The sequence below is a fragment of the Bacteroides graminisolvens genome (assembly GCF_963666085.1).
GTDB classification, from domain to species: Bacteria; Bacteroidota; Bacteroidia; order Bacteroidales; family Bacteroidaceae; genus Bacteroides; species Bacteroides graminisolvens.
Genome location: NZ_OY762556.1, coordinates 2,871,167 through 2,893,353, shown reverse-complemented (window position 1 = coordinate 2,893,353; position 22,187 = coordinate 2,871,167). Strand labels below are relative to the sequence as shown.

14 protein-coding genes are annotated in these 22,187 nt (G+C 39.3%); 3 read left to right on the top strand and 11 right to left on the bottom strand.

The features are described from left to right. Positions 1-5 precede the first annotated feature (5 nt). Entirely contained in the window at positions 6-1,193 is a 1,188-nt protein-coding gene (gene trpB, locus ACKPCE_RS12255) for a tryptophan synthase subunit beta (protein ID WP_319505395.1), read from the bottom strand. A gap of 354 nt (positions 1,194-1,547) precedes the next feature. Here trpB and ACKPCE_RS12250 point away from each other — a divergent pair, with 354 nt between their 5' ends. Next, positions 1,548-2,693, top strand: a complete 1,146-nt coding sequence (locus ACKPCE_RS12250) for an iron-containing alcohol dehydrogenase (protein WP_319505394.1) — start codon at positions 1,548-1,550, stop codon at positions 2,691-2,693. 27 nt (positions 2,694-2,720) lie between these two features. Continuing rightward, positions 2,721-3,296, top strand: coding sequence for an HdeD family acid-resistance protein (locus ACKPCE_RS12245; RefSeq protein WP_319505393.1), 576 nt, complete (start codon positions 2,721-2,723; stop codon positions 3,294-3,296). 679 nt (positions 3,297-3,975) lie between these two features. On the opposite strand, the gene ACKPCE_RS12240 is transcribed toward ACKPCE_RS12245, so the two are convergent. The 10 genes from ACKPCE_RS12240 to gltB form a co-directional block, all read right to left on the bottom strand. After that, entirely contained in the window at positions 3,976-6,165 is a 2,190-nt protein-coding gene (locus ACKPCE_RS12240) for a glutamine synthetase III family protein (protein ID WP_319505392.1), read from the bottom strand. 90 nt (positions 6,166-6,255) lie between these two features. Further along, a complete protein-coding gene (locus ACKPCE_RS12235) occupies positions 6,256-7,680 on the bottom strand; it encodes an ammonium transporter (RefSeq protein WP_319505391.1) in 1,425 nt (474 codons plus the stop codon). A 51-nt stretch (positions 7,681-7,731) separates the two neighbouring features. Beyond that, the gene (locus ACKPCE_RS12230; RefSeq protein ID WP_319505390.1) at positions 7,732-8,088 is read right to left on the bottom strand and encodes a P-II family nitrogen regulator; all 357 of its coding nucleotides are present in this window, start codon (positions 8,086-8,088) and stop codon (positions 7,732-7,734) included. A gap of 140 nt (positions 8,089-8,228) precedes the next feature. Further along, the gene (locus ACKPCE_RS12225) at positions 8,229-8,945 is read right to left on the bottom strand and encodes a hypothetical protein (protein ID WP_407654973.1); all 717 of its coding nucleotides are present in this window, start codon (positions 8,943-8,945) and stop codon (positions 8,229-8,231) included. A 104-nt stretch (positions 8,946-9,049) separates the two neighbouring features. Then, positions 9,050-10,282: an LL-diaminopimelate aminotransferase gene (locus ACKPCE_RS12220; protein ID WP_276963371.1), complete on the bottom strand. Its 1,233-nt coding sequence runs from the start codon at positions 10,280-10,282 to the stop codon at positions 9,050-9,052. Positions 10,283-10,328: 46 nt separating this feature from the next. After that, positions 10,329-11,180, bottom strand: a complete 852-nt coding sequence (dapF, locus tag ACKPCE_RS12215) for a diaminopimelate epimerase (protein WP_319505388.1) — start codon at positions 11,178-11,180, stop codon at positions 10,329-10,331. Between the two features lie 270 nt (positions 11,181-11,450). Further along, complete coding sequence (locus tag ACKPCE_RS12210) at positions 11,451-12,215, bottom strand: glycerophosphodiester phosphodiesterase family protein (protein ID WP_319505387.1); 765 nt, start codon at positions 12,213-12,215, stop codon at positions 11,451-11,453. Positions 12,216-12,334: 119 nt separating this feature from the next. Further along, complete coding sequence (gene asnB, locus ACKPCE_RS12205; protein ID WP_319505386.1) at positions 12,335-13,999, bottom strand: asparagine synthase B; 1,665 nt, start codon at positions 13,997-13,999, stop codon at positions 12,335-12,337. Between the two features lie 52 nt (positions 14,000-14,051). Beyond that, positions 14,052-15,392, bottom strand: coding sequence for a glutamate synthase subunit beta (locus tag ACKPCE_RS12200; RefSeq protein ID WP_319505385.1), 1,341 nt, complete (start codon positions 15,390-15,392; stop codon positions 14,052-14,054). Between the two features lie 37 nt (positions 15,393-15,429). Next, entirely contained in the window at positions 15,430-19,974 is a 4,545-nt protein-coding gene (gltB, locus tag ACKPCE_RS12195) for a glutamate synthase large subunit (RefSeq protein WP_319505384.1), read from the bottom strand. A gap of 364 nt (positions 19,975-20,338) precedes the next feature. Between gltB and glmS the strand changes: the two genes are divergently transcribed. After that, complete coding sequence (glmS, locus tag ACKPCE_RS12190) at positions 20,339-22,183, top strand: glutamine--fructose-6-phosphate transaminase (isomerizing) (RefSeq protein ID WP_319505383.1); 1,845 nt, start codon at positions 20,339-20,341, stop codon at positions 22,181-22,183. Positions 22,184-22,187: the final 4 nt, after the last annotated feature.

Sequence of the window (22,187 nt, the reverse complement as noted above, 5' to 3'; positions counted from 1 at the left end):
ATTCATTATTGAGCAGGAGCATTATCGAGATAGGTCTCTATATCTTTATCGCCTCGACCAGATACGGTAAGTACCACCACATCTTCGGGCTTAAAAGACATTTTTTTGAGTGCTCCCAAGGCATGTGCCGACTCCAGTGCCGGAATAATTCCTTCTATTCGGGTTAATTCATAAGCAGCTTCAATGGCTTCATCGTCATTAATTGCAATGACAGTTGCTCTCCTTTGTGCGGCTAGGTTAGCATGAATAGGGCCAATACCCGGATAATCCAATCCGGCTGAAATAGAATAAGGCTCTTCTATCTGTCCGTCTTCACTTTGAATAACATACGTACGTGACCCGTGTATGATACCCGTTTTTCCCAATTGAATGGTAGCAGCCGTAAGCCCCGTGTTAACTCCTTTTCCTCCCGCTTCTGCTAATACAATCTTAATGCGTTCGTCATCAATAAAATGATAAATGGTTCCGGCTGCATTGCTTCCGCCTCCTACACAAGCAATCAGGTAATCAGGATAATCGCGCCCTTCTTTTTCGAGCAACTGTTTTTTTATTTCCTCGCTGATGATAGATTGCAAACGGGCTACCATGTCCGGATAGGGGTGAGGACCAACCGTAGAACCGATAATATAAAACGTATCGGCCGGATGACAACACCAGTCGCGTATGGCTTCGTTAGTGGCATCTTTCAATGTCATGTTTCCCGATGTAACAGGAACTACTGTAGCACCCAGCATTTTCATCTTTTCAACATTAATGTGTTGGCGTTCTACATCCGTTTTGCCCATGTAAACAATGCATTCAAGATCCATTAGGGCACAAACCGTAGCAGTAGCTACTCCATGTTGCCCGGCACCGGTTTCGGCAATAATTCTTTTCTTGCCCATCCGTTTAGCCAACAAAATCTGTCCCACGGTATTGTTTATTTTATGAGCTCCGGTGTGGTTAAGATCCTCGCGTTTTAGGTAAATCTTGCATCCGTATTTTTCCGAAAGGCGGTTTGCCAAATACAGCGGAGAAGGGCGTCCCACATAATCTCTCAACAGTTGTTCAAACTCTTTTTTGAAGTCATCACTCTGCAAAACTTTCAGATAATTGTTCTTCAGGTCTTCCACGCATTTGTGAAGAATTTCCGGAATGTATGCTCCACCAAACTCGCCGTAATACCCATTTTGATCTACTAAAAAACTTTTCATAATGCTTTTATATATATTATAATTTTTGTCTGAAAAAAGAAAGAGCCCTGTCGTAAGTTCGACAGGGCTCTTTAACTGTAATATCTTCTTTAGTATATATACACGAGACTGCTACCTTACGACCTTATGGAGTTGTAAGTAGCGCCACCAACCTGTATTTACTAAAATTATTCTCATTATATTTTGTTCTTATTCGGTTGCAAATGTAATCAGATTGATTTTAATACCAAACAAAATCTTACTTTTTTTTGTGTCGACCTGAAAAAAGTTTGTAGAACATTTCTTCTTCCTTGCTGTTTTATTTCAAAATGAGTATTTTTATAGCATATTAATTTAAAATCAAAAAGTGTAGCTATGTACAATTTTAGTTTTCAAAATCCCGTCAAGTTAATTATGGGCAAGGGTACCATTGCCACTCTATCAAATGAAATACCCAAAGACAAAAGCATCATGATTACCTTTGGCGGAGGTAGTGTAAAAAAGAATGGAGTTTATGATCAGGTAATAAAAGCCTTACAAGGCTATAATACCGTTGAATTTTGGGGAATTGAGCCCAATCCTTCTATTGAAACTCTGCGCAAAGCTATTGCTTTGGGTAAAGAGAAGAAAGTCGATTTTTTGTTGGCAGTAGGTGGTGGATCGGTCATTGACGGAACTAAACTGATTTCTGCCGGTTTGTTGTACGACGGTGATGCCTGGGATATGGTGCTTACCGGTAAGCCTGCTGCAGGAACAGTGCCTTTAGCAACGGTGCTAACGCTACCTGCTACGGGTTCTGAGATGAATAACGGTGCTGTCATCTCTAGTTATGAAAAGAAAGTGAAGCATGCATTTTTTGCTAATTATCCGGTGTTCTCTATTCTTGATCCGGAAGTAACCTTTACGTTGCCCGATCATCAGATTGCCTGCGGATTAGCTGATACGTTTGTGCATGTAATGGAGCAGTACATGACAACTCCGGGGCAATCTCGCCTGATGGACAGGTGGGCAGAATCTATTTTGCAGACGTTGATTGAAATTGCACCTAAAATTCGTGAAAACAAAACTGATTATCAGTTGATGGCCGATTTTATGCTTTCTGCTACTATGGCCTTGAACGGATTTATTGCCATGGGTGTATCGCAAGACTGGGGCACACACATGATTGGGCATGAGCTGACAGCACTTCACGGCTTGTCGCACGGACATACGCTGGCCATTGTTTATCCGGCTACGCTGCGGGTTTTAAAAGAAGATAAAGCCGGTAAGATTCTACAATATGCTGAAAGAGTATGGCAAATCAACACAGGTAGCAATGAAGAACGTATCAACAAAGCTATTGCCAAAACTGAAGAGTTTTTCCGTTCACTGGGACTCACTACGCGCCTTAATGAAGAACAAATTGGTGAAGCTACCATCAACGAAATTGAGAAACGATTTACCGAACGCAATGTGGCTTACGGCGAAAACGGTAAGGTAACCGCCGCGGTAGCCAGGCAGATACTTGAAAGTTGTCTTTAATTGATAAATCCTTAATAACTAATGAGCATGAAAACAGTGAATAATTCTTTGATGAGAATCATATTTGCCATGATTATAGGCTTGGTATTGGTCGTTTGGCCGGATGCGGCTGCTAATTACATGGCCATAACCATAGGGATTTTATTTATTATTCCCGGAATAATAAGCATTGTGGGTTATTTTGCAAGTAAAAATATGCCTGAGCTTTCTACACGTTTTCCGATTGAGGCCGTGGGAAGCATCCTCTTAGGTTTGTGGCTGGTTATTATGCCCGATTTCTTTGTCAATATACTAATGTTCCTATTGGGATTCATACTGATCATGGCCGGCATACAACAAATTGCTTCACTGTTTTCAGCCAGGAAATGGGTGAGAGTACCGGGACTGTTTTACGTGATTCCGGTACTTATACTCTTGGCAGGAATCATTATTTTATTAAATCCAGTTGAAACATTAAATACGACCTTTATCATCATTGGAATTACTTGTTTAGTCTATGCCGTTGCAGAACTTATTAACTGGTTTAAATTCCTAAGATTGAAGCCTCAAAATAAAATGATTGCCCCGGTTGAGGATGCAGAAATCATTGAAGATGAAGCTTAAAAAACAACTAAAAAACATGCAAAAAATGGCTTTTGTAACACGCTGATTATCAATTGTTTGCAAGCGCGTTTCTAGAAGAGAAAAGAATAGAAGAGAAAAGAAAAGAAGAGTAAAGTATAGAAGAAATAAAGAAAAAACTTCTTCTGCCGAAGAAGAAAAAGAAAGCAGCAGCAGTTGTTTTTTTGGGTGTCACAGAATGTGATGCTTCTATTTCAATCTCACGTTTTTTGCCCCCTAAAAGAAAAATAAAAAAAAGTTTGGGTGTAGGACAAATGTCCTGCACCTAATCTGTTTTTTATGCTTTTCTTTGCCAAGTGATTTTTCCTACACTTCAATACATGCCTTATCAGGGCCCGTTCGTGCATTGTATTTGAGTAGAAAATTGCCACGAGCAATTGGTTCGATTGCAACGACCAATTCACTCAATTGCCCCGAGCAGTTGTTAAATTGCCCCGAGCAATTTTCAAAGTAGATATTATCAGCTGTTATGCAAAAGGAAGAGACCTGCAATAGGGTAGAAGAGCAGGCTTTTAGGTGTGATATGGAATCTGCCGGCGTTCTTTGAAATCTTGATTTCCTAAAAATGAGAAGAGGACTACCTCACGGCACCCCTCTCCTGCAAACTTAAAACAACCAACAAAAGAAATAGATAATTTTTAGATTATCTAGATTCTTATCTTTATCTGATAAACAAGAGTTCTCTGTACTTAGGCAGTGTCCACATTTGGTTGTCGACAATTAACTCAAGCTTATCAATGTGATATCTGATTTCTTCCAGCATAGGAACAATCTTATCGTGATAAACAACTGCTTTTTCACGTTCGCTCTCAATCTTGTTAGCCACTTTACGAGCTTCAATCATGGCGTCAACATGTTCTTTGATGTATGCTGTACGGTCTGCAATTTCCTCAATCAGCTCAAGGTTTTTAGCAGAAAGCTTTGTAGCTTTTTCACCCGGGAACAGATTCTTCATTTTGTACACGTTATCAATCAAATCGCTTTGATACTGTGTTGCCACGGGAATGATGTGGTTCATGGCTAAATCGCCCAACACACGTGCTTCAATTTGAATTTTCTTGGTATATGTTTCCCATTTAACCTCGTTGCGCGCTTCGAGTTCTTTTCTGGTAAGAACACCGGTAGCCTCAAACATGGCAATGGTTTCGGGTTTCAAGTAATTATCGAAGATAACAGGAACGCTTGTTTCACAGTCTAAACCACGTTTAGCTGCTTCAACTTTCCATTCGTCGCTGTATCCGTTACCATCGAAATGGATGTTCTTGCACTCTTTGATGTATCCGCGGATGATTTCGAGAATAGCAGAAATCTTCGGTTCACCTTTGTCAATCAAAGTATCAACGTCTTTTTTGAACTTAACCAATTGCTCAGCTAAAGCAGCATTAAGAGCAATCATGGCCGATGCACAGTTAGCTTCAGAACCTACTGCACGGAATTCAAAACGGTTACCTGTGAAAGCAAAAGGAGAAGTACGGTTACGATCAGTGTTGTCAATCAGCAATTCAGGAATTTGTGGAATATCCAATTTCAATCCTTGTTTGCCGCTTAAGCTGATCAAATCATCTTTTGTGCTTTCGGCAATGTGCTGCAATACTTGTGTAAGCTGTTTGCCTAAGAAAGAAGAGATGATTGCGGGAGGTGCTTCGTTGGCTCCCAAACGGTGTGCATTGGTAGCACTTGAAATACTTGCTTTAAGCACTCCGTTGTGTTTGTAAACAGCCATCAGGGTGTTAACAACGAATGTAATGAAACGCAAGTTTTCTTCAGGAGTTTTGCCCGGTCCCATCAACAGTACGCCGGTATCGGTTCCCAATGACCAGTTATTGTGTTTACCCGAACCGTTTACGCCTTTGAAAGGTTTTTCGTGCAACAGTACGCGGAAACCATGACGACGTGATACTTTGCGCATAACAGACATGATAAGCATGTTGTGATCAACAGCCAGGTTACATTCTTCGTAGATTGGCGCAAGTTCAAATTGGTTTGGAGCAACTTCGTTGTGGCGGGTTTTAACAGGAATTCCAAGCTTTAATGATTCAATTTCAAGGTCTTTCATGAAAGCAGCTACACGAGTAGGAATGGCACCAAAGTAGTGATCTTCCAACTGTTGATTTTTGGCACTGTCGTGACCCATTAAGGTACGTCCGGTAAGCAACAAGTCGGGACGTGCAGCGTACAAGCCTTCGTCAACTAGGAAGTATTCTTGTTCCCAGCCCAAATAAGCATATACTTTTTTCACTTCAGGATTGAAGTAGTGGCATACTTCAACAGCAGCTTTGTCAACAGCTCTCAATGCTTTCAAAAGAGGAGCTTTATAGTCTAAAGATTCGCCGGTGTATGCTATGAATATGGTTGGGATACACAAGGTATCGTCAACAATAAATGCAGGTGAGGAGGGATCCCAGGCAGAGTATCCTCTAGCTTCGAAAGTGTTACGGATACCACCGTTAGGGAAACTCGATGCATCAGGTTCTTGTTGAACCAACAATTTGCCCGAGAATTCTTCCATCATTCCACCTTTGCCATCATGTTCAACAAATGCATCATGCTTTTCTGCAGTGCCTTCTGTCAAAGGATGAAACCAGTGTGTGTAATGGGTAGCTCCCATTTCAATGGCCCATTTTTTCATACCGGCAGCTACATCATCGGCAATAGTGCGATCAAGTGCAGTACCGTTGTCAATAGCATCAACTAATTTCTGGTAAACTTTGCCAGGAAGGTACTTGTACATTTTGGTGCGGTTAAACACGAGTTTTCCAAAATACTCTGAAGGGCGCTCGGCCGGTACAGCTACCTCCACAGCTTTCTTTTTGAAGGCTGTTTCAACGACTCTAAATCTTAATTTTGACATAATTTGAAATTTGATTTGTTGATAAAAAATTTTAAGTAACTCTTTCTTCGTTCCCGGAAAGGCGGCCAAGCCCGTCCGGGATAATATATTTTAGTTGTAAGCGGATTCGCCATGTTCGTAAATGTCCAATCCTTCTTCTTCAATACGTGCCGTAACACGAAGACCATGTGCTCTGTCGAGAACCTTAAACAAGATGAAACCCATACCTGCTGCCCATACTCCGATAAGAAGTGCGCCGAATAACTGAGCAAGCAAAAGTGAAGTACCACCACCGAAGAATAGTCCGCCTTCGGCAGCAAATAAGCCGGTCATCACTGTACCTAAGAAACCGCATACACCGTGTACTGATGAAGCACCAACGGGATCGTCTATTTTCAACACTTTCTCTATAAATTCAACAGAGTAGATCATAACAACTCCGCACACAGCACCAATAATTACTGCACTAAGCGGAGAAACAAGATCACATCCTGCTGTAATACCTACCAGTCCGGCCAAAATACCATTTAAAGTTAATGATAGAGACGGTTTACTGTACTTAAACCAACTTAAAGCCAAGGCTAGTACACCACCTGCACAAGCTGCCAAGTTTGTTGTAAGGAATACGTGTGATATGGCAATACGGTCAGTCTCTGTAGCTGCTGCTAATTGTGAGCCGGGGTTGAATCCAAACCAACCGAACCATAAGATAAATACACCCAATGCTGCCATAGTCAAACTGTGTCCGGGGATAGCCTTTGATTTGCCATCTTTTCCATATTTACCAAGACGCGGGCCTAGTATAGCAGCACCTACTAATGCAATCCATCCACCTACAGAGTGTACAACGGTAGAACCTGCAAAATCATGGAATGTAGCTCCGAAAGTAGTCATCATAAAGCTGTCTGCAGCACCGTTCATCAGCCAGCCTCCTCCCCAGGTCCAGTGACCGGATATAGGATATATTATTGCACTGATAATTACAGTATAGACAATGTATGCAGAGAATTTGGTGCGTTCTGCCATTGCTCCCGAAACGATAGTAGCAGCCGTAGCGCAGAAAACAGTTTGGAAAATAAGGAATCCTTCTGCGGGCAAACTACCTGAATAGAAAGATAAATCAAAGAAGTGCGGAGCACCTAAAAAACCTCCAACTCCAAACATCAATCCGAAACCAATAGCCCAATAAAGCAAAGAACCTAATAAGAAATCAACAAAGTTCTTCATCAAAATATTGGCTGTATTCTTTGACCGGGTAAAACCTGCTTCCACTAAAGCAAAACCGGGCTGCATAAAGAACACAAGAGCTGCTGCTAATAACATCCATACTGTGTTCAATCCTAATGCCAAATCGCCTACCGTGTCGGGTGCTGCTTCAGCAGCGGGAGCCACTGCCTCAGCCACTGCCGGGGCTACCGCAGTACTATCTACTGCTGTCGTGTCTTGTGCCAAGGCACTTGTTGCGAAGAAGAATGCCATCATCATGGCGCCTGCAATCCATAGCTTCGCAATGCTATGTTTTTTATATGTATCCATAATCGTGAGTCTTATTTTAATATAATATTATACCTATTGTCAAACCTGATTTTACTTTTCTTGTTCTGCGTTATAAAGAGCAATGTCACCTCTCTCACCGGTACGGATACGAATGGAATCTTCAATGGGAATAACAAAGATTCTTCCATCTCCAATTTCACCGGTCTGAGCCGATTTGATAATTGCTTGTACAGTCTTCTCTGTATTTTTGTCGCGTACAACAATAGAAATCAAGGTTCTTTCAATAAAGCTGGTATCATATACCACTCCACGATAGATACGTCCTTGTCTTGCTTTTCCTACCCCTCTTACATCATAATAAGAGAACCACTCAATGTCCGCTTCCAGAAGTGCGTCTTTAACTTCTTCGAACTTGGTTTTACGGATAATTGCCTCAATCTTTTTCATATGCTTTAAAATTAGTGTGTCGCTAATACTCAAAGAGGTATAAAGTGTTGGCAGCCACAGTAAGGTTACCATACAACAAACCGAAAAATCAATAAACTACGGCTACCTCACTTTATACTCTCTGAATTGTTTTTTTATTTTTAGAATGTCATGCCAAAAGTAAGATAAGCTTTATCTGAGCATGGATTCCAAATTGCTTTCGCAAAAACGGGTAGCGTAAATGAATCTGTTACCTTAATTTCTTTAGTCGCTTTGAAACCAATGTTTGTTATAGCAAATCCAGATGCTCCGTAGAATGTATTTTCCCAAGGAGTTCCACCAACTTCTGCCGAACAATCAACACCTCCCAATTTGAAAGGAGCACTTGCTTCGAAGTAAGAAGAGTAAGCTCTGTCACCGTTCTCTTTCGTTCCATCGGCACCACCAATGTTGGTATTCCATGATAAAGCCAGCGGACCAAAGTCATATCCGATTGTTGCTTCGAACACATGAACTGTGCTATGAGCGCCATAATCGAAATATTTGCTTTCAGTTCCATAGTAGTTAAACCAATAGTCAGTAAATGCTAAGCTCAACCCTCCGGTGCTATATCCCAGAGTAAGATCAAATTCACGTGTGTCTGTTTTTTCAAGACCAACAGATCCCCATCCGGTAAGAGATAAACCTCCTTTTGAGATAGAAATACTGGGTTGAAGACTAACACCTCCTAAATCTTGTCCTCTCCAGACATATCCACTAACTAAATCAGCACCTAAAGAAACTTCCACTTTATCTTGTGCCTTTACGTCAGAAGGCATTAGATATGTTAGTAACGCAACTGCAATTACTCCCCATTTTGTTAAATTCATTTTGCTCATCGTTTTTACATTTTAAGTTAGAAAAATTGTGGATTTGTCGTCCCAAATATATAGTAGCGCGCAATTACTATCTTTTTAAAGCTGCAATGAAAAAGAAAGAGTTTTTATTTAATCCAGTTTCTGATTCTTCTCATTGCTTCAATACAGTTTTCTCGTTCTCCAAAAGCAGTTAACCTGATATATCCTTCGCCACTTGGTCCGAATCCTACACCCGGTGTTCCTACTACATTGGCCTCATAAAGCATCTGATCAAAGAAACGCCATGAGCTTGTATTATTGGGCGTTTTTACCCATAAATAAGGAGCGTTTTCGCCTCCATAAACTTTTAAGCCTGTAGCTTCGAGCCCCTCTTTCATAATTTTAGCGTTGGTCATGTAATAGTTTATGGTTTCTTTCACTTGTTCTTTTCCTTCTGGGCTATATATGGCTTCAGCTCCGCGTTGGGTTATATATGAAGTTCCATTGAACTTGGTGCACTGCCTGCGATTCCAAAGCTTATTGAGCGATATACGCTCGCCGGATAATGTAGCAGCCGTTACTTCTTTCGGCACAATAGTATAACCACATCTTACTCCTGTAAACCCTGCTGTTTTTGAAAAACTACGAAATTCAATGGCGCATTTTCTAGCACCTTTAATTTCATAAATAGAGTGGGGGATTTCTGGGTCTTGAATGTAAGCCTCGTATGCTGCATCAAACAAGATTAGCGTGTCATTTGCCAACGCATAGTTTACCCACTTTTTCAGTTCTTCTTTCGTTAATGTGGTTCCCGTTGGGTTGTTAGGATAACATAAATACAAAACATCAATTCGCTTGTCGGGTATCTGAGGAATGAAATCATTATCACTTGTGCAGGGTATATAAACCACATTGCTCCATTTCCCGTCTTCTTGTAATACACCGGCGCGACCGCTCATTACGTTACTGTCAATATACACCGGATAAATAGGGTCGGTAACTCCCACACTGTTGTCATGACGAAGTATATCACCGATATTGCCGGTATCACTCTTTGCCCCGTCGTTTACGAAAACTTCCGTTGGACTAAGGTGTATTCCTCTCGGAGTGAAATCGTTTTTAATAATAGCGTCTATCAAAAAATCATATCCCTGTTCCGGACCATAACCACGAAAGGTTCCTTTGCTTGTTAACTCCTCAACAGCCTTGTGCATCGCTTCAATGGATGCTTGTGGCAAAGGGCGTGTTACATCTCCAATTCCTAAACGAATAATATCCTGCTTAGGGTGTGTAACTTTGAACGTATTAACTTTCTTTGCTATGTCTGAAAATAAATAACTTCCAGGCAATTTTAAAAAATGTTCGTTAACTAATGCCATACTTGTTTATTGTTTTAAGTTTGTTGTATCTGTCAATGTATAAATCTTAATCTTCAACTTCAATTTCACCATCAAACACTTTTGTTGCGGGACCAGTCATAAATACATGGTTGCTTTTTTCGTCCCACTCAATGGTCAGCGTCCCTCCGTCCATCACAACATTGCTTGTTCTTCCACTCTTTTTATTTATAAAAGCAGCAACCGCTGTTGCGCATGCTCCGGTTCCGCACGCTTGTGTAATACCTGATCCTCTTTCCCAAACTCGCATCCGAATATCTCCGTTTGTTAGTATCTCTGCAAATTCAACGTTTATGCGATCTTTAAAGTAAGAATGATTCTCTAACACAGGCCCTATTATAGGTAAATCAACTTTTGTTATATCTTCTACGAAAATTACCAAATGAGGATTTCCCATCGATATAGCCGTTGCTTTATATTCTTTTCCGTTTACTTTTATGGGCTGGGCAATCATTTCTTCTTTTATTCCACCCTCTCTATATTCAATCAGTTCCATGGAAGGTTCGCCCATATCTACTGTAACAGCTTCAACTTTATCCTCTTTAATAGAAAGCTTGAGCAACTTTATGCCCGATAATGTTTCCAATGAAATTTCTCTTTTTGCAGTCAGTCCATATTCATATAAATATTTGCCGATGCAACGACTGGCATTTCCGCACATCATAGCTTCCGAGCCATCGGCATTAAATATTCGCATACTGAAATCTGCTATCTTTGATTTATCAATCAGGACCAACCCGTCACTTCCAATACCAGTGTGTGGCTTACTCCAAATGATAGATTTTTCTTCTGGATTTGCAATTGGGTACTTAGTATTATCTACATATATATAGTCATTACCGGCACCATGCATTTTCGTGAACTTAATTACCTTTACCATTTTGAGGTTCTATTCTCTTAAATTATTTCTTTTTGTTGTTTTATAATGCAAATATATATCTTTTTGATGAAATAATGCTTTAAATGCTTTCATTTATAGAAATAATTTAAAAGACTTATTATTTTAATGCAAATAGGGTATATTTAGTATCACATTAATATTTATACGATATATATAATTAAAAACTGAAAGTATGTGGGCTTAATTACCCCTAATGATAGTTATAAAATAACATCATTAGGAGACTAATAAAGCACAAATAGATAGCGATTATTTGTTTTTTAAAACATTTTGTAGACTAATAGGTTCATTGGTTGTGATAAAATCTACCTGATTAGTTATACACCATTGAAAGTCTTCCGTATTATTAACCGTCCACACATTTACCTTTAAACCCAATTGATGGCATTCTGTTATGAGTTGAGGATTTTTTTGGAATACACTCAGGTGATAATCAGCGCCAGATGCCCCTAACTCCTTTAACTGTGCAGGGCTTAAGTCTCCCTTCAAGTAATAAACAGGTGTATTTTGAGGAGCAAGTCTAATAAACTCTTTCACTGCATGTTTTGAGAAACTAATGTACTCTATTCTATCTTCTAGTTTCATATTATGTACCATAGTTACTATCTTCTTAACAGCTTCGCTCTCACGTTCAGCACTACTCTGTTCTTTAAGCTCAAGTATTAATTTAGTTTTAAGTTTGCTTGCTTCAGTCAGATAGTCAGACAGGCCAGGCATCGTTTCTCCATTTTTAAGGCGTAATTTTTGTAATTGTTCGTAATTGCTGTCCTCCATTCTTTGCCCCATAAATGATGCATCGTGGTTAACAATGAGCTTATTGTCTTTAGTGAGCCAAACATCAAATTCACTACCATAACAGTTTATTGAATCTGCCTTTACTAAGGCCGCAATACTGTTCTGTGCAGAACCATCTGTTTTCCAGAAGCCTCTGTGGGCAATAACATTTGTTTGTGCGCTAATTTGGCTCACAAAAAGAGCAAACGCTCCTGCAAAAAATAATCTTTTAATATTCATAATATAGGTTTTAATGTACAGAAGCAAAGGTATAAAAAAATGGTAGCATAGAAATCACAGAGGACAATATCTTGTGATCACTATGCCACCATTGTAAAATGACAAACTAGATGTATTGTTTAATATGATTCGGCATGTACGCCTTTTACAGCTCTACCCGAAGGATCATTGACGTTTTGAAAAGAAGCATCCCAAGCCAATGCTTCGGCTGTTGAACATGCTACGCTAGGCACACTGGGCACTGAACGAGCCGCGCTTTCACTAGGAAAATGTTCTTCAAAAATGCTTCTATAGTAATACTCTTCTTTGCTTAAAGGAGTATTTATGGGGAACCTTTCGTGAGCATGAAGCATTTGTTCTTCTGTTACAGCATTCGTTGTGACTTCTTTGAGAGTATCAATCCAGTTGTAGCCAACGCCATCGCTAAATTGTTCTTTTTGACGCCATGTTACACTCTCGGGCAACATATCGGCAAATGCCTCGCGAACAATTTTCTTTTCAATAACATTTCCAGGAGCCATTTTAGCTTGAGGATTCAGGCGCATTGCCACATCGAGAAACTCCTTATCAAGGAAAGGAACTCTTCCTTCAACTCCCCATGCTGCCAAACTTTTGTTTGCTCGTAAACAATCATACATGTGTAACTTGCTTAATTTACGAACGGTTTCATCATGAAAAGCTTTCGCATCAGGGGCTTTATGAAAATATAAGTAACCTCCAAAAATTTCATCGGCACCTTCACCACTCAGTACCATTTTAATGCCCATTGATTTAATGACACGAGCCAATAAATACATCGGGGTAGAAGCACGTACGGTTGTAACATCATAGGTTTCAATGAAGTAAATAACATCTCTGATGGCATCTAAACCCTCTTGAACGGTGTAGTTAATTTCATGGTGCACTGTTCCTATATAGTCGGCCACTTCACGTGCTTTTGATAAATCCGGTGCTCCCTTTAGACCTATAGCAAAAGAGTGCAACTGCGGCCACCATGCATCACTTGCGCCATCAGTTTCAATGCGTTTAGATGCGTATTTTTTAGCAACGGCAGAAATAACACTACTGTCAAGTCCTCCACTTAATAGTACTCCATAGGGAACATCACTCATTAATTGTCTTTGTACGGCATCTTCAAGCGCATCGTGTACATCAGAAACTTTGGCATCATTGTTTTTAACTGTCTCATATTCAGTCCACTCACGTTGATACCAGCGCTTCATGACCCCTTCTTTACTCCAATAATAATGTCCTGGTAAAAAAGGTTCATACTCATCGCAAAAGCCTTCAAGTGCTTTTAATTCACTTGCACAATAGATTTTACCATCTGCATCTTTACCTATATAAAGAGGTATCACACCAATAGGATCTCGGGCAATAAGAAATTCATCTTTTTCTTCGTCATACAAAGCAAAAGCGAAAATGCCACTCAAATCTTCTAGAAAATCAATGCCTTTATGTTTATACAAAGCAAGAATAACTTCACAGTCAGACCCTGTTTGGAAGTCATATTTACCGGCATATTCATTACGCAAGTCCCGATGATTATAAATCTCACCGTTCACAGCAAGCACTTGTTTTTTATCAGCACTATAGAGTGGTTGTCCTCCACTTTGAGGGTCAACTATTGACAAACGCTCATGAGCCAATATAGCCTTGGAGCCTACGTAAATTCCACTCCAATCGGGCCCGCGATGACGTATTTTCTGGGCCATTTTAAGAGCCTTTTGTCTTAACTCTTTTTTCTGCTCTTTTATATTGAATATTCCTACGATTCCGCACATAAGTTTACTTTTTTGGGGGTGTTAATACTTCTTTAAAAGGAGTTTTTATATTTTACTTGCTTAAGTACTGGTCAACTTTTTGAACCATTTCTTTTGCAGCCGACATGGCTCTTACAACAAGACTTGGACCACTGATATAATCTCCGGCAGCAAAAACATTTTGGGCATATTGTGGTACTTCAGGTTTTAAGAATCCCATAGCCAATAAAACTAAATCGGCCTCTATTATCTCTTTTTTACCTGTAGCTTTCATGGTAGAACGACCTCCATTTTCAGAGGGAATCCATTCTACTTCTTCAACCTCTACACCTGTTACTTTTCCATTCTTGCCCAGAAATTGATTAGAAGTCAAACTCCATCTTCTCAAACAGCCTTCTTCATGACTTGAGCTGGTTTTCAATACATTGGGCCATTGTGGCCAAGGTGTTGCGCTATTATGTCCGGCAGGAGGCTGAGGGAGAATCTCAATTTGAGTAACGCTCAGTGCACCTTGACGGATACTGGTTCCTATGCAGTCTGATCCGGTATCACCACCGCCAATAACAAGCACTTTTTTACCTTTGGCATTAATTAATTTATCTTTGGGGAAAGTTTGTCCTTCCAAAATGCGATTTTGCTGGCTTAGTATCTCCATAGCAAAATGTATTCCTTTGAACTCTCTTCCCGGAACAGACAAATCTCTTGGAGTTTCTGCCCCCACACAAATACAATAAGCATCGAAACCGGCAGGAAGGTTTTGAAGATTAACTTCAACACCCATTTCAAACTGAATGCCTTCAGCTTTCAAGAAAACCATACGACGGTCAATTATGTTTTTATTCAGCTTAAAGTTAGGAATACCAAAACGCAACAAACCTCCTGGAGCTTCAGCCTTATCGAATAAAGTCACTAAATAACCTTTTTTATTCAATCGGTTGGCAGCTGTCAGTCCGGCAGGACCTGCACCAATAACGGCTACCTTTTTCCCATTTCTTTTAGGAGTAACTGCTTTAATATATCCTTCGCGAAAAGCTGCTTCAACAATTGCAGCTTCATTCTCACGAATAGTTACAGGTTCATCCGAAGATAATTTAAGCACACAACTCTTCTCGCAAGGCGCCGGACAAATTCTACCCGTAAACTCCGGAAAATCACATGTGGATGAGAGTATTTCGTATGCTTCTTTCCAGTTTCCTCTGTAAAGAGCATCTTGCCATTCAGGTTGTTTATTGCTTACAGGACAAGCCCAATGACAGAAAGGAATGCCACAGTCCATGCAGCGAGACGCCTGAAGTCGGCGATCATTCGTATTGAGGGTTTGTTCAACTTCCCCAAAGTCGGTAATACGTTCATGTACAGGTCTATAGCCTGCCTCTTGTCTATGTATTTTAAGAAATGCTTTCGGATCTCCCATAATGTAACTTTTTAATAATCTTTTGTGGTGATTTGTTTTAATAATCTCTCTGCATATCGGCTATTTTCTGCTGCAATTTCTGCATTTGCTCTTCTTGCAGAACTTTTTTGTATTCAATTGGCACTACCTGAATAAATTGATCAACATATTTATTCCAGTCATCAAGCATTGTTCTAGCCAACTTAGAGCCTGTATAGAGATAATGTTGACGAATTAATTCATGTAATTCTTTCCGGTAACTAGCTTCCTCAATCAACGATAGTTCAACCATCTCCATGTTACAGAAAAAGTCAAAGTTGCCATCTTTGTTCCATACATAAGCAACACCACCGCTCATACCTGCAGCAAAATTCTTTCCGGTACTTCCCAATACTACCACACGACCACCAGTCATGTATTCGCAACAATGGTCACCTGCTCCTTCAACAACGGCTATTGCCCCAGAATTACGTACTGCAAAACGTTCGCCCACCTTGCCATTAATATAAACTTCTCCAGAAGTAGCCCCATACAAAAGAGTGTTACCTGCAATGGTATTCTTTTCGGCATCAAAGTTACTTCGAACTGGTGGTAAAACTGCTATGCGGCCACCACTAAGCCCTTTGCCTAAATAGTCGTTAGCTTCTCCTTCCAATTTGAAATTGACTCCGGGAACAAGGAAAGCTCCGAAACTCTGTCCGGCAGAACCTTTAAACTTAATATTCAAGGTATGTTCCGGTAGTCCTTTTTCACCGTTTTTAGTGGCAATAGTACCAGAGAGCATCGCTCCGACAGCACGATCTGTATTGGCAATTGTATACTCCAAAGATATTTCTTTGTTATCCTCAATGGCCGCTTTAGCTGCTTGAATGATGGCAACATCTTTCACCTGATCTACTCCGTGATCTTGGTTGATAATGTGTCTTAAAGCTGCATCGTTATTTATTCTGAATAAAACTTTTGAGAAGTCAAGCAAAGCATGCTTTTCTGTTTTATTCTCCGATTTTCTGTTAATCAAATCCGTACGTCCTACTATGTCATCGAGCTTAGTGAATCCCATCTCGGCAAGATGTTCTCTAACTTCCTCTGCTAAGAAAGTAAAGAAATTAACTAGGTATTCGCTACGTCCCAAAAATCTTTTTCTTAGTTCTGCATCTTGGGTTGCAACACCAACAGGACAAGTATTCATGTGGCATTTACGCATCATGACGCAACCTAACACAATTAATGCAGAAGTAGCAAAACCAAATTCTTCGGCTCCTAACATAGCCATTATGACAATGTCACGACCAGTTTTTATCTGACCATCAACTTGTAGCTTAATTTGTCCTCTTAAGCTGTTCAATACCAAAGTTTGTTGAGTTTCGCTTAAGCCCAATTCCGGTGATATACCTGCATATTTAATTGAAGATGCAGGTGAAGCACCTGTTCCACCTTCTGCTCCTGAAATCACAATGAGATCTGCCTTAGCTTTTGCGACACCAGCTGCAATAGTTCCAACTCCAGTTTCAGCAACCAATTTGACACTTATCTTTGCGTTCGGATTTACATTTTTCAAATCAAAAATAAGCTGTGCTAAATCTTCTATAGAGTATATATCGTGGTGAGGTGGAGGAGAAATAAGTGATATACCGGGTATGCTATGGCGTGTCTTAGCAATAACTTGATCAACTTTATATCCTGGTAATTGTCCGCCTTCACCGGGCTTAGCTCCTTGTGCTATCTTAATTTGGATTTCATCTGCATTAACTAAATATTCTGTGGTCACACCAAATCGTCCGGAAGCAACTTGTTTGATAGCACTACGAAGACTTGTTCCATCTTCACGAGGAATAAATCTGGCAGCATCTTCACCACCTTCTCCCGTATTGCTACGACCATGTATTTTGTTCATGGCTATGGCCATTGCTTCATGAGCTTCTCTGCTAATAGAACCGTATGACATAGCACCAGTTACGAACCGTCTCATGATATTCTCGACAGGTTCAACCTGATCAATACTAATGGGACTACGTTTGTATTCAAAAAAATCTCTCAAGAAAATAGGAGACTCCTTACCATCAACCAAAGAAGAAAACTCTTTGAATTTTTTATAGCTTCCCAATCTTGTTGCAAGTTGCAATGTGCTTATCGTTTCAGGATTCCATGCATGCTGCTCTCCATCTTTTCTATAAGCATAAATGCCTTTGTTTATAAGTAATCCGTCAATATTTTCATTGGCAAATCCATCCTGATGAAAAGCAATAGCATCTTTAGCGATTTCTTCCAAACCAATACCGCTGATACTTGAATTAATACCGCCAAAGTATGCATTACTTAATTCTGCACTCAATCCAACCGCTTCAAAAATCTTAGCTCCACGATATGAACGTATCGTGCTGATACCCATCTTACTAATAACCTTCAGTAAACCTTTGCATATCGCTTTGATATAATTTTTTTCCGCTGTTGCATAGTCTAGCTGAATTTCTTTCTTTGCTACAAGATTATCCAAAATAGCAAATGCCATATATGGATTTAGTGCGCTAGCACCAAAACCTAGCAGAAGTGCTGCGTGCATTACTTCACGTATCTCTCCCGATTCAACTATCAAAGCGGTCTGTACACGTTTCCCTACAGAGATAAGATGGTGATGAACCGCACTGACAGCTAATAACGAAGGTATTGCAGCATGCTTTTCATCAACGTCTCTGTCCGACAAAATGATGTAGTTAACTCCTTCAGAGACAGATTTTTCTGCAAGTTTACACAAATCAGTTAACGATTGTTGCAACCCAGCTTTCCCTTTTTCTACTTCAAAAAGTATAGGAAGTTTAACCGTATTAAATCCTTTATATCTGATGTTACACAATAAATCCAACTGCGTATTTGTCAATATCGGATGATTAAGACGCACCATCTTACAGTGACTTTCATTGGGCGTAAGTATATTCATCCCAACTGCTCCAATGTATTCAGTCAGCGACATGACCAGTTCTTCCCTTATCGGATCGATAGGAGGGTTAGTTACCTGCGCAAACTGCTGCCTAAAGTAATTATATAATAGTTGTGGTTTGTCAGATAATACAGCAAGCGGAGTATCGTTACCCATTGAATTTATGGGCTCAGCGCTTGTGGTACTCATTGGAGCTATAATTTTTTCTACATCTTCTTTTGAATACCCAAATGTGTGCAACATTTGGTTGTAATTATCAACTTTGTGTGAAATCTTACGGCCACTTTTAAGTTCATCAAGTTCAATACGGTTGGTAGATAGCCACGCACGATATGGTTTGGCTAAAGCTAAATCTTGCTTTAAATCACCATCATAGTATACTTTTCCTTTTTCAGTATCAACCATCAATATTTTCCCGGGTTGCAAACGCCCTTTTTCCTTGATGTCGCCCGGCTCAAAATCCATTACTCCAACTTCAGAAGCAACGACCATCATATCATTGTGAGTAATGAGGTATCTGGCAGGTCTAAGACCATTACGATCCAACATACCGCCAGCAAACCTTCCGTCGCTGAATAGTAAAGCGGCCGGACCGTCCCAAGGTTCCATCAAGATGGAATGATATTCATAAAAAGCTTTAAGATCTTCACTAATTGGGTTTTTTTCATTAAAGGATTCGGGTACTAACATTGCCATTGCATGTGGTAATGTTAATCCAGACATGACAAGGAATTCCAAAACATTATCCAGAGAAGCACTATCACTCATATTCTTTTGAATAATCGGATGAATGTTTTTGATTTCACCTAAAGCCGGAGAGGATAATACTGTTTCGCGCGCTTCCATCCAAGCCCTGTTACCCCTTATGGTATTAATTTCACCATTGTGAGCTAGCAATCTGAATGGCTGCGCCAAGCTCCAAGTAGGGAAGGTATTTGTACTGAACCTAGAATGTACTAATGCTAAACCGCTAGTGAAATAATTATTTGTAAGATCAGGAAAGTAACTTCTCAATTGGAGCGAAGACAACATTCCTTTGTAAATAATATTTTTAGTTGAAAGAGATACAATGTAAAAATCCTCTTTATTATTACACTCGGAGGCTAATATCCTATTTTCAATCTTCTTGCGGATTACATATAATTGTATATCAGCCGTATCCGAATCACTAAATCCGGTCACGAATATCTGTTTAATCTCTGGCTCGCGGCTTAAAGCATCATGTCCCAAAATTGTTGAATTTGTTGGTACATTTCTTAAATGCATAAGTGTTAATCCTTCTTTCTCTATTTCCTCAATAATAACACTTAAAATATAGGCTTGAGATTGAGAATCTTTTGGTAAAAACAGTAATCCTGTTCCATACTTTCCTTTTTCAGGAACTGGAATTCCTTGAAGCAGTATAAACTCATGCGGAATTTGCAACATAATTCCCGCACCGTCACCTGTCTTATTATCAGCACCTTCCGCGCCTCTATGACGCATGTTCTCTAATACTTTTAGTGCTGACTCCACTAACTCATGTGATTTGTTTCCATGAATATTTACCAGCATACCAACACCACAGGCATCATGTTCATTGGAAGGATCATATAATCCTGTCTGACTAAAATGTTGTTGGAATGAATCGGCTTTTGTTTCGTTGTTAAAAAGTTCTTTTTCTTTCATGCATTATAACTTAATATTGTTTTATACCTACTGATACTGTCAATTTGTTCTGCAAATATAGCATTTTGATTTCAATGTGATTCTTATTGCACTGTTTTAATGACGCATTATTTTCCTGTTTACATATTACTAGTTTCATTTCATTATTAATATATCTATTTATATTTCATTTTAAAACAAATATATCATTTTTAATTTCAAAACATCACTTTTGATGCTGAATGAAAAACTTATGCATATATATTCTTCTGATAATCATTTGCCGGAATTTTGGCGTTTATGTCAAATATTTATAGAGACTTGTGATATTTATGTCATTATAATGTGTATCTTTGCATGCGAAACAAATACATGATATAATAATATGTGCGGAATCGTAGGCTATATTGGAAATAGAGATGCCTACCCAATTCTTATAAAAGGATTAAAAAGGCTGGAATATAGAGGTTATGACAGTGCCGGGGTAGCATTGATAAACGAGAATCAAGATTTAAACGTATATAAGACGAAAGGTAAAGTCAGTGATCTCGAAAATTTTGTTGTTCAAAAAGACATTTCTGGTAATATTGGTATTGCCCATACACGTTGGGCTACTCATGGGGAGCCTTGTTCAGAAAATGCTCATCCTCATTATTCTTCTTCCGAAAACTTAGCACTCATCCATAACGGCATCATTGAAAACTATGCCTCACTAAAAGAAAAACTACAAGAAAAAGGATATTCATTCAAAAGCAGTACGGATACTGAAGTATTAGTCCAACTAATTGAATATATTAAAATATCAAATAATTTAGATTTATTATCAGCAGTTCAACTTGCGCTAGGGGAAGTTATTGGCGCTTATGCTATTGCTGTTTTAGAGAAAAATCATCCTGACGAAATTATTGCAGCCCGTAAAAGTAGCCCTTTGGTTGTAGGAATTGGTCAGGATGAGTTTTTTTTAGCGTCTGATGCAACTCCAATAGTTGAATACACGGACAAAGTAGTTTATTTGGAAGATGAGGAAATAGCTTTAATTAGACGTCATAAGGATTTAAAAATTGTAAATCTGAATAATGTAGAAATGCTACACCAAGTAAAAAGCGTTAAGCTAAACTTGGGGCAATTGGAAAAAGGAGGTTACCCCCATTTTATGCTAAAAGAAATTGTGGAGCAACCCGGTTGTATTCACGATTGCATGAGAGGACGTATTAATATTGAAGGTTCAAATGTTGTTCTATCGGCAGTTATTGATTACAAAGAGAAGTTATTGAATGCGAAACGTTTTATTATAGTTGCTTGCGGTACTTCTTGGCATGCTGGGTTAATAGGCAAGCATTTAATTGAAAGTTTCTGTCGCATCCCTGTTGAGGTAGAATATGCTTCCGAATTTAGATATCGTGATCCGGTCATCAATTCTGATGATGTAATTATAGCCATATCACAATCAGGAGAAACAGCTGATACACTAGCTGCTATAGAGCTAGCAAAAAGTAAAGGAGCTTTTATTTATGGAATTTGCAATGCTGTAGGATCTTCTATTCCTCGTGCAACACATACAGGTTCATATATCCATGTAGGACCAGAAATTGGTGTTGCGTCCACAAAAGCATTTACCGGACAAGTTACAGTACTCACTATGTTAGCTTTAACTCTTGCAAAAGAAAAAGCTACGATAACTCAAAATGATTTTTTGAGCATAGTAAAAGAGTTAAATATGATTCCGGAAAAGATGAAAAAGGTACTGGAATTAAATTCTAAAATAGCCGAGCTGTCTAAAATATTTACTTATGCTCACAACTTTATCTATTTAGGTCGTGGCTACAGTTACCCGGTAGCTCTAGAAGGGGCACTGAAGTTAAAAGAGATTTCATACATTCATGCAGAAGGGTATCCCGCTGCCGAAATGAAACATGGTCCGATAGCTTTGATTGATGCTGAAATGCCAGTTGTTGTAATAGCAACACATAATGGGCTTTATGAGAAAGTACTGAGTAATATTCAAGAAATAAAAGCAAGAAAAGGAAAAGTAATTGCTTTAGTAACCGAAGGCGATACATACATAAGCAATATAGCAGATTATTGTATTGAATTACCGGAAACTATAGAATGCCTTGATCCGTTGATAACAACAGTACCATTGCAATTATTGGCCTATCATATAGCCGTTTGTAAAGGTATGGATGTTGATCAACCTCGTAATTTAGCTAAATCTGTTACAGTAGAATAATATT

Bases quoted from the DNA above. Each gene is read 5' to 3' on its own strand.
- trpB (WP_319505395.1), bottom strand. From the start codon at position 1,193: ATGAAAAGTTTTTTAGTAGATCAAAATGGGTATTACGGCGAGTTTGGT.
- ACKPCE_RS12250 (WP_319505394.1), top strand. From the start codon at position 1,548: ATGTACAATTTTAGTTTTCAAAATCCCGTCAAGTTAATTATGGGCAAG.
- ACKPCE_RS12245 (WP_319505393.1), top strand. From the start codon at position 2,721: ATGAAAACAGTGAATAATTCTTTGATGAGAATCATATTTGCCATGATT.
- ACKPCE_RS12240 (WP_319505392.1), bottom strand. From the start codon at position 6,165: ATGTCAAAATTAAGATTTAGAGTCGTTGAAACAGCCTTCAAAAAGAAA.
- ACKPCE_RS12235 (WP_319505391.1), bottom strand. From the start codon at position 7,680: ATGGATACATATAAAAAACATAGCATTGCGAAGCTATGGATTGCAGGC.
- ACKPCE_RS12230 (WP_319505390.1), bottom strand. From the start codon at position 8,088: ATGAAAAAGATTGAGGCAATTATCCGTAAAACCAAGTTCGAAGAAGTT.
- ACKPCE_RS12225 (WP_407654973.1), bottom strand. From the start codon at position 8,945: ATGAGCAAAATGAATTTAACAAAATGGGGAGTAATTGCAGTTGCGTTA.
- ACKPCE_RS12220 (WP_276963371.1), bottom strand. From the start codon at position 10,282: ATGGCATTAGTTAACGAACATTTTTTAAAATTGCCTGGAAGTTATTTA.
- dapF (WP_319505388.1), bottom strand. From the start codon at position 11,180: ATGGTAAAGGTAATTAAGTTCACGAAAATGCATGGTGCCGGTAATGAC.
- ACKPCE_RS12210 (WP_319505387.1), bottom strand. From the start codon at position 12,215: ATGAATATTAAAAGATTATTTTTTGCAGGAGCGTTTGCTCTTTTTGTG.
- asnB (WP_319505386.1), bottom strand. From the start codon at position 13,999: ATGTGCGGAATCGTAGGAATATTCAATATAAAAGAGCAGAAAAAAGAG.
- ACKPCE_RS12200 (WP_319505385.1), bottom strand. From the start codon at position 15,392: ATGGGAGATCCGAAAGCATTTCTTAAAATACATAGACAAGAGGCAGGC.
- gltB (WP_319505384.1), bottom strand. From the start codon at position 19,974: ATGAAAGAAAAAGAACTTTTTAACAACGAAACAAAAGCCGATTCATTC.
- glmS (WP_319505383.1), top strand. From the start codon at position 20,339: ATGTGCGGAATCGTAGGCTATATTGGAAATAGAGATGCCTACCCAATT.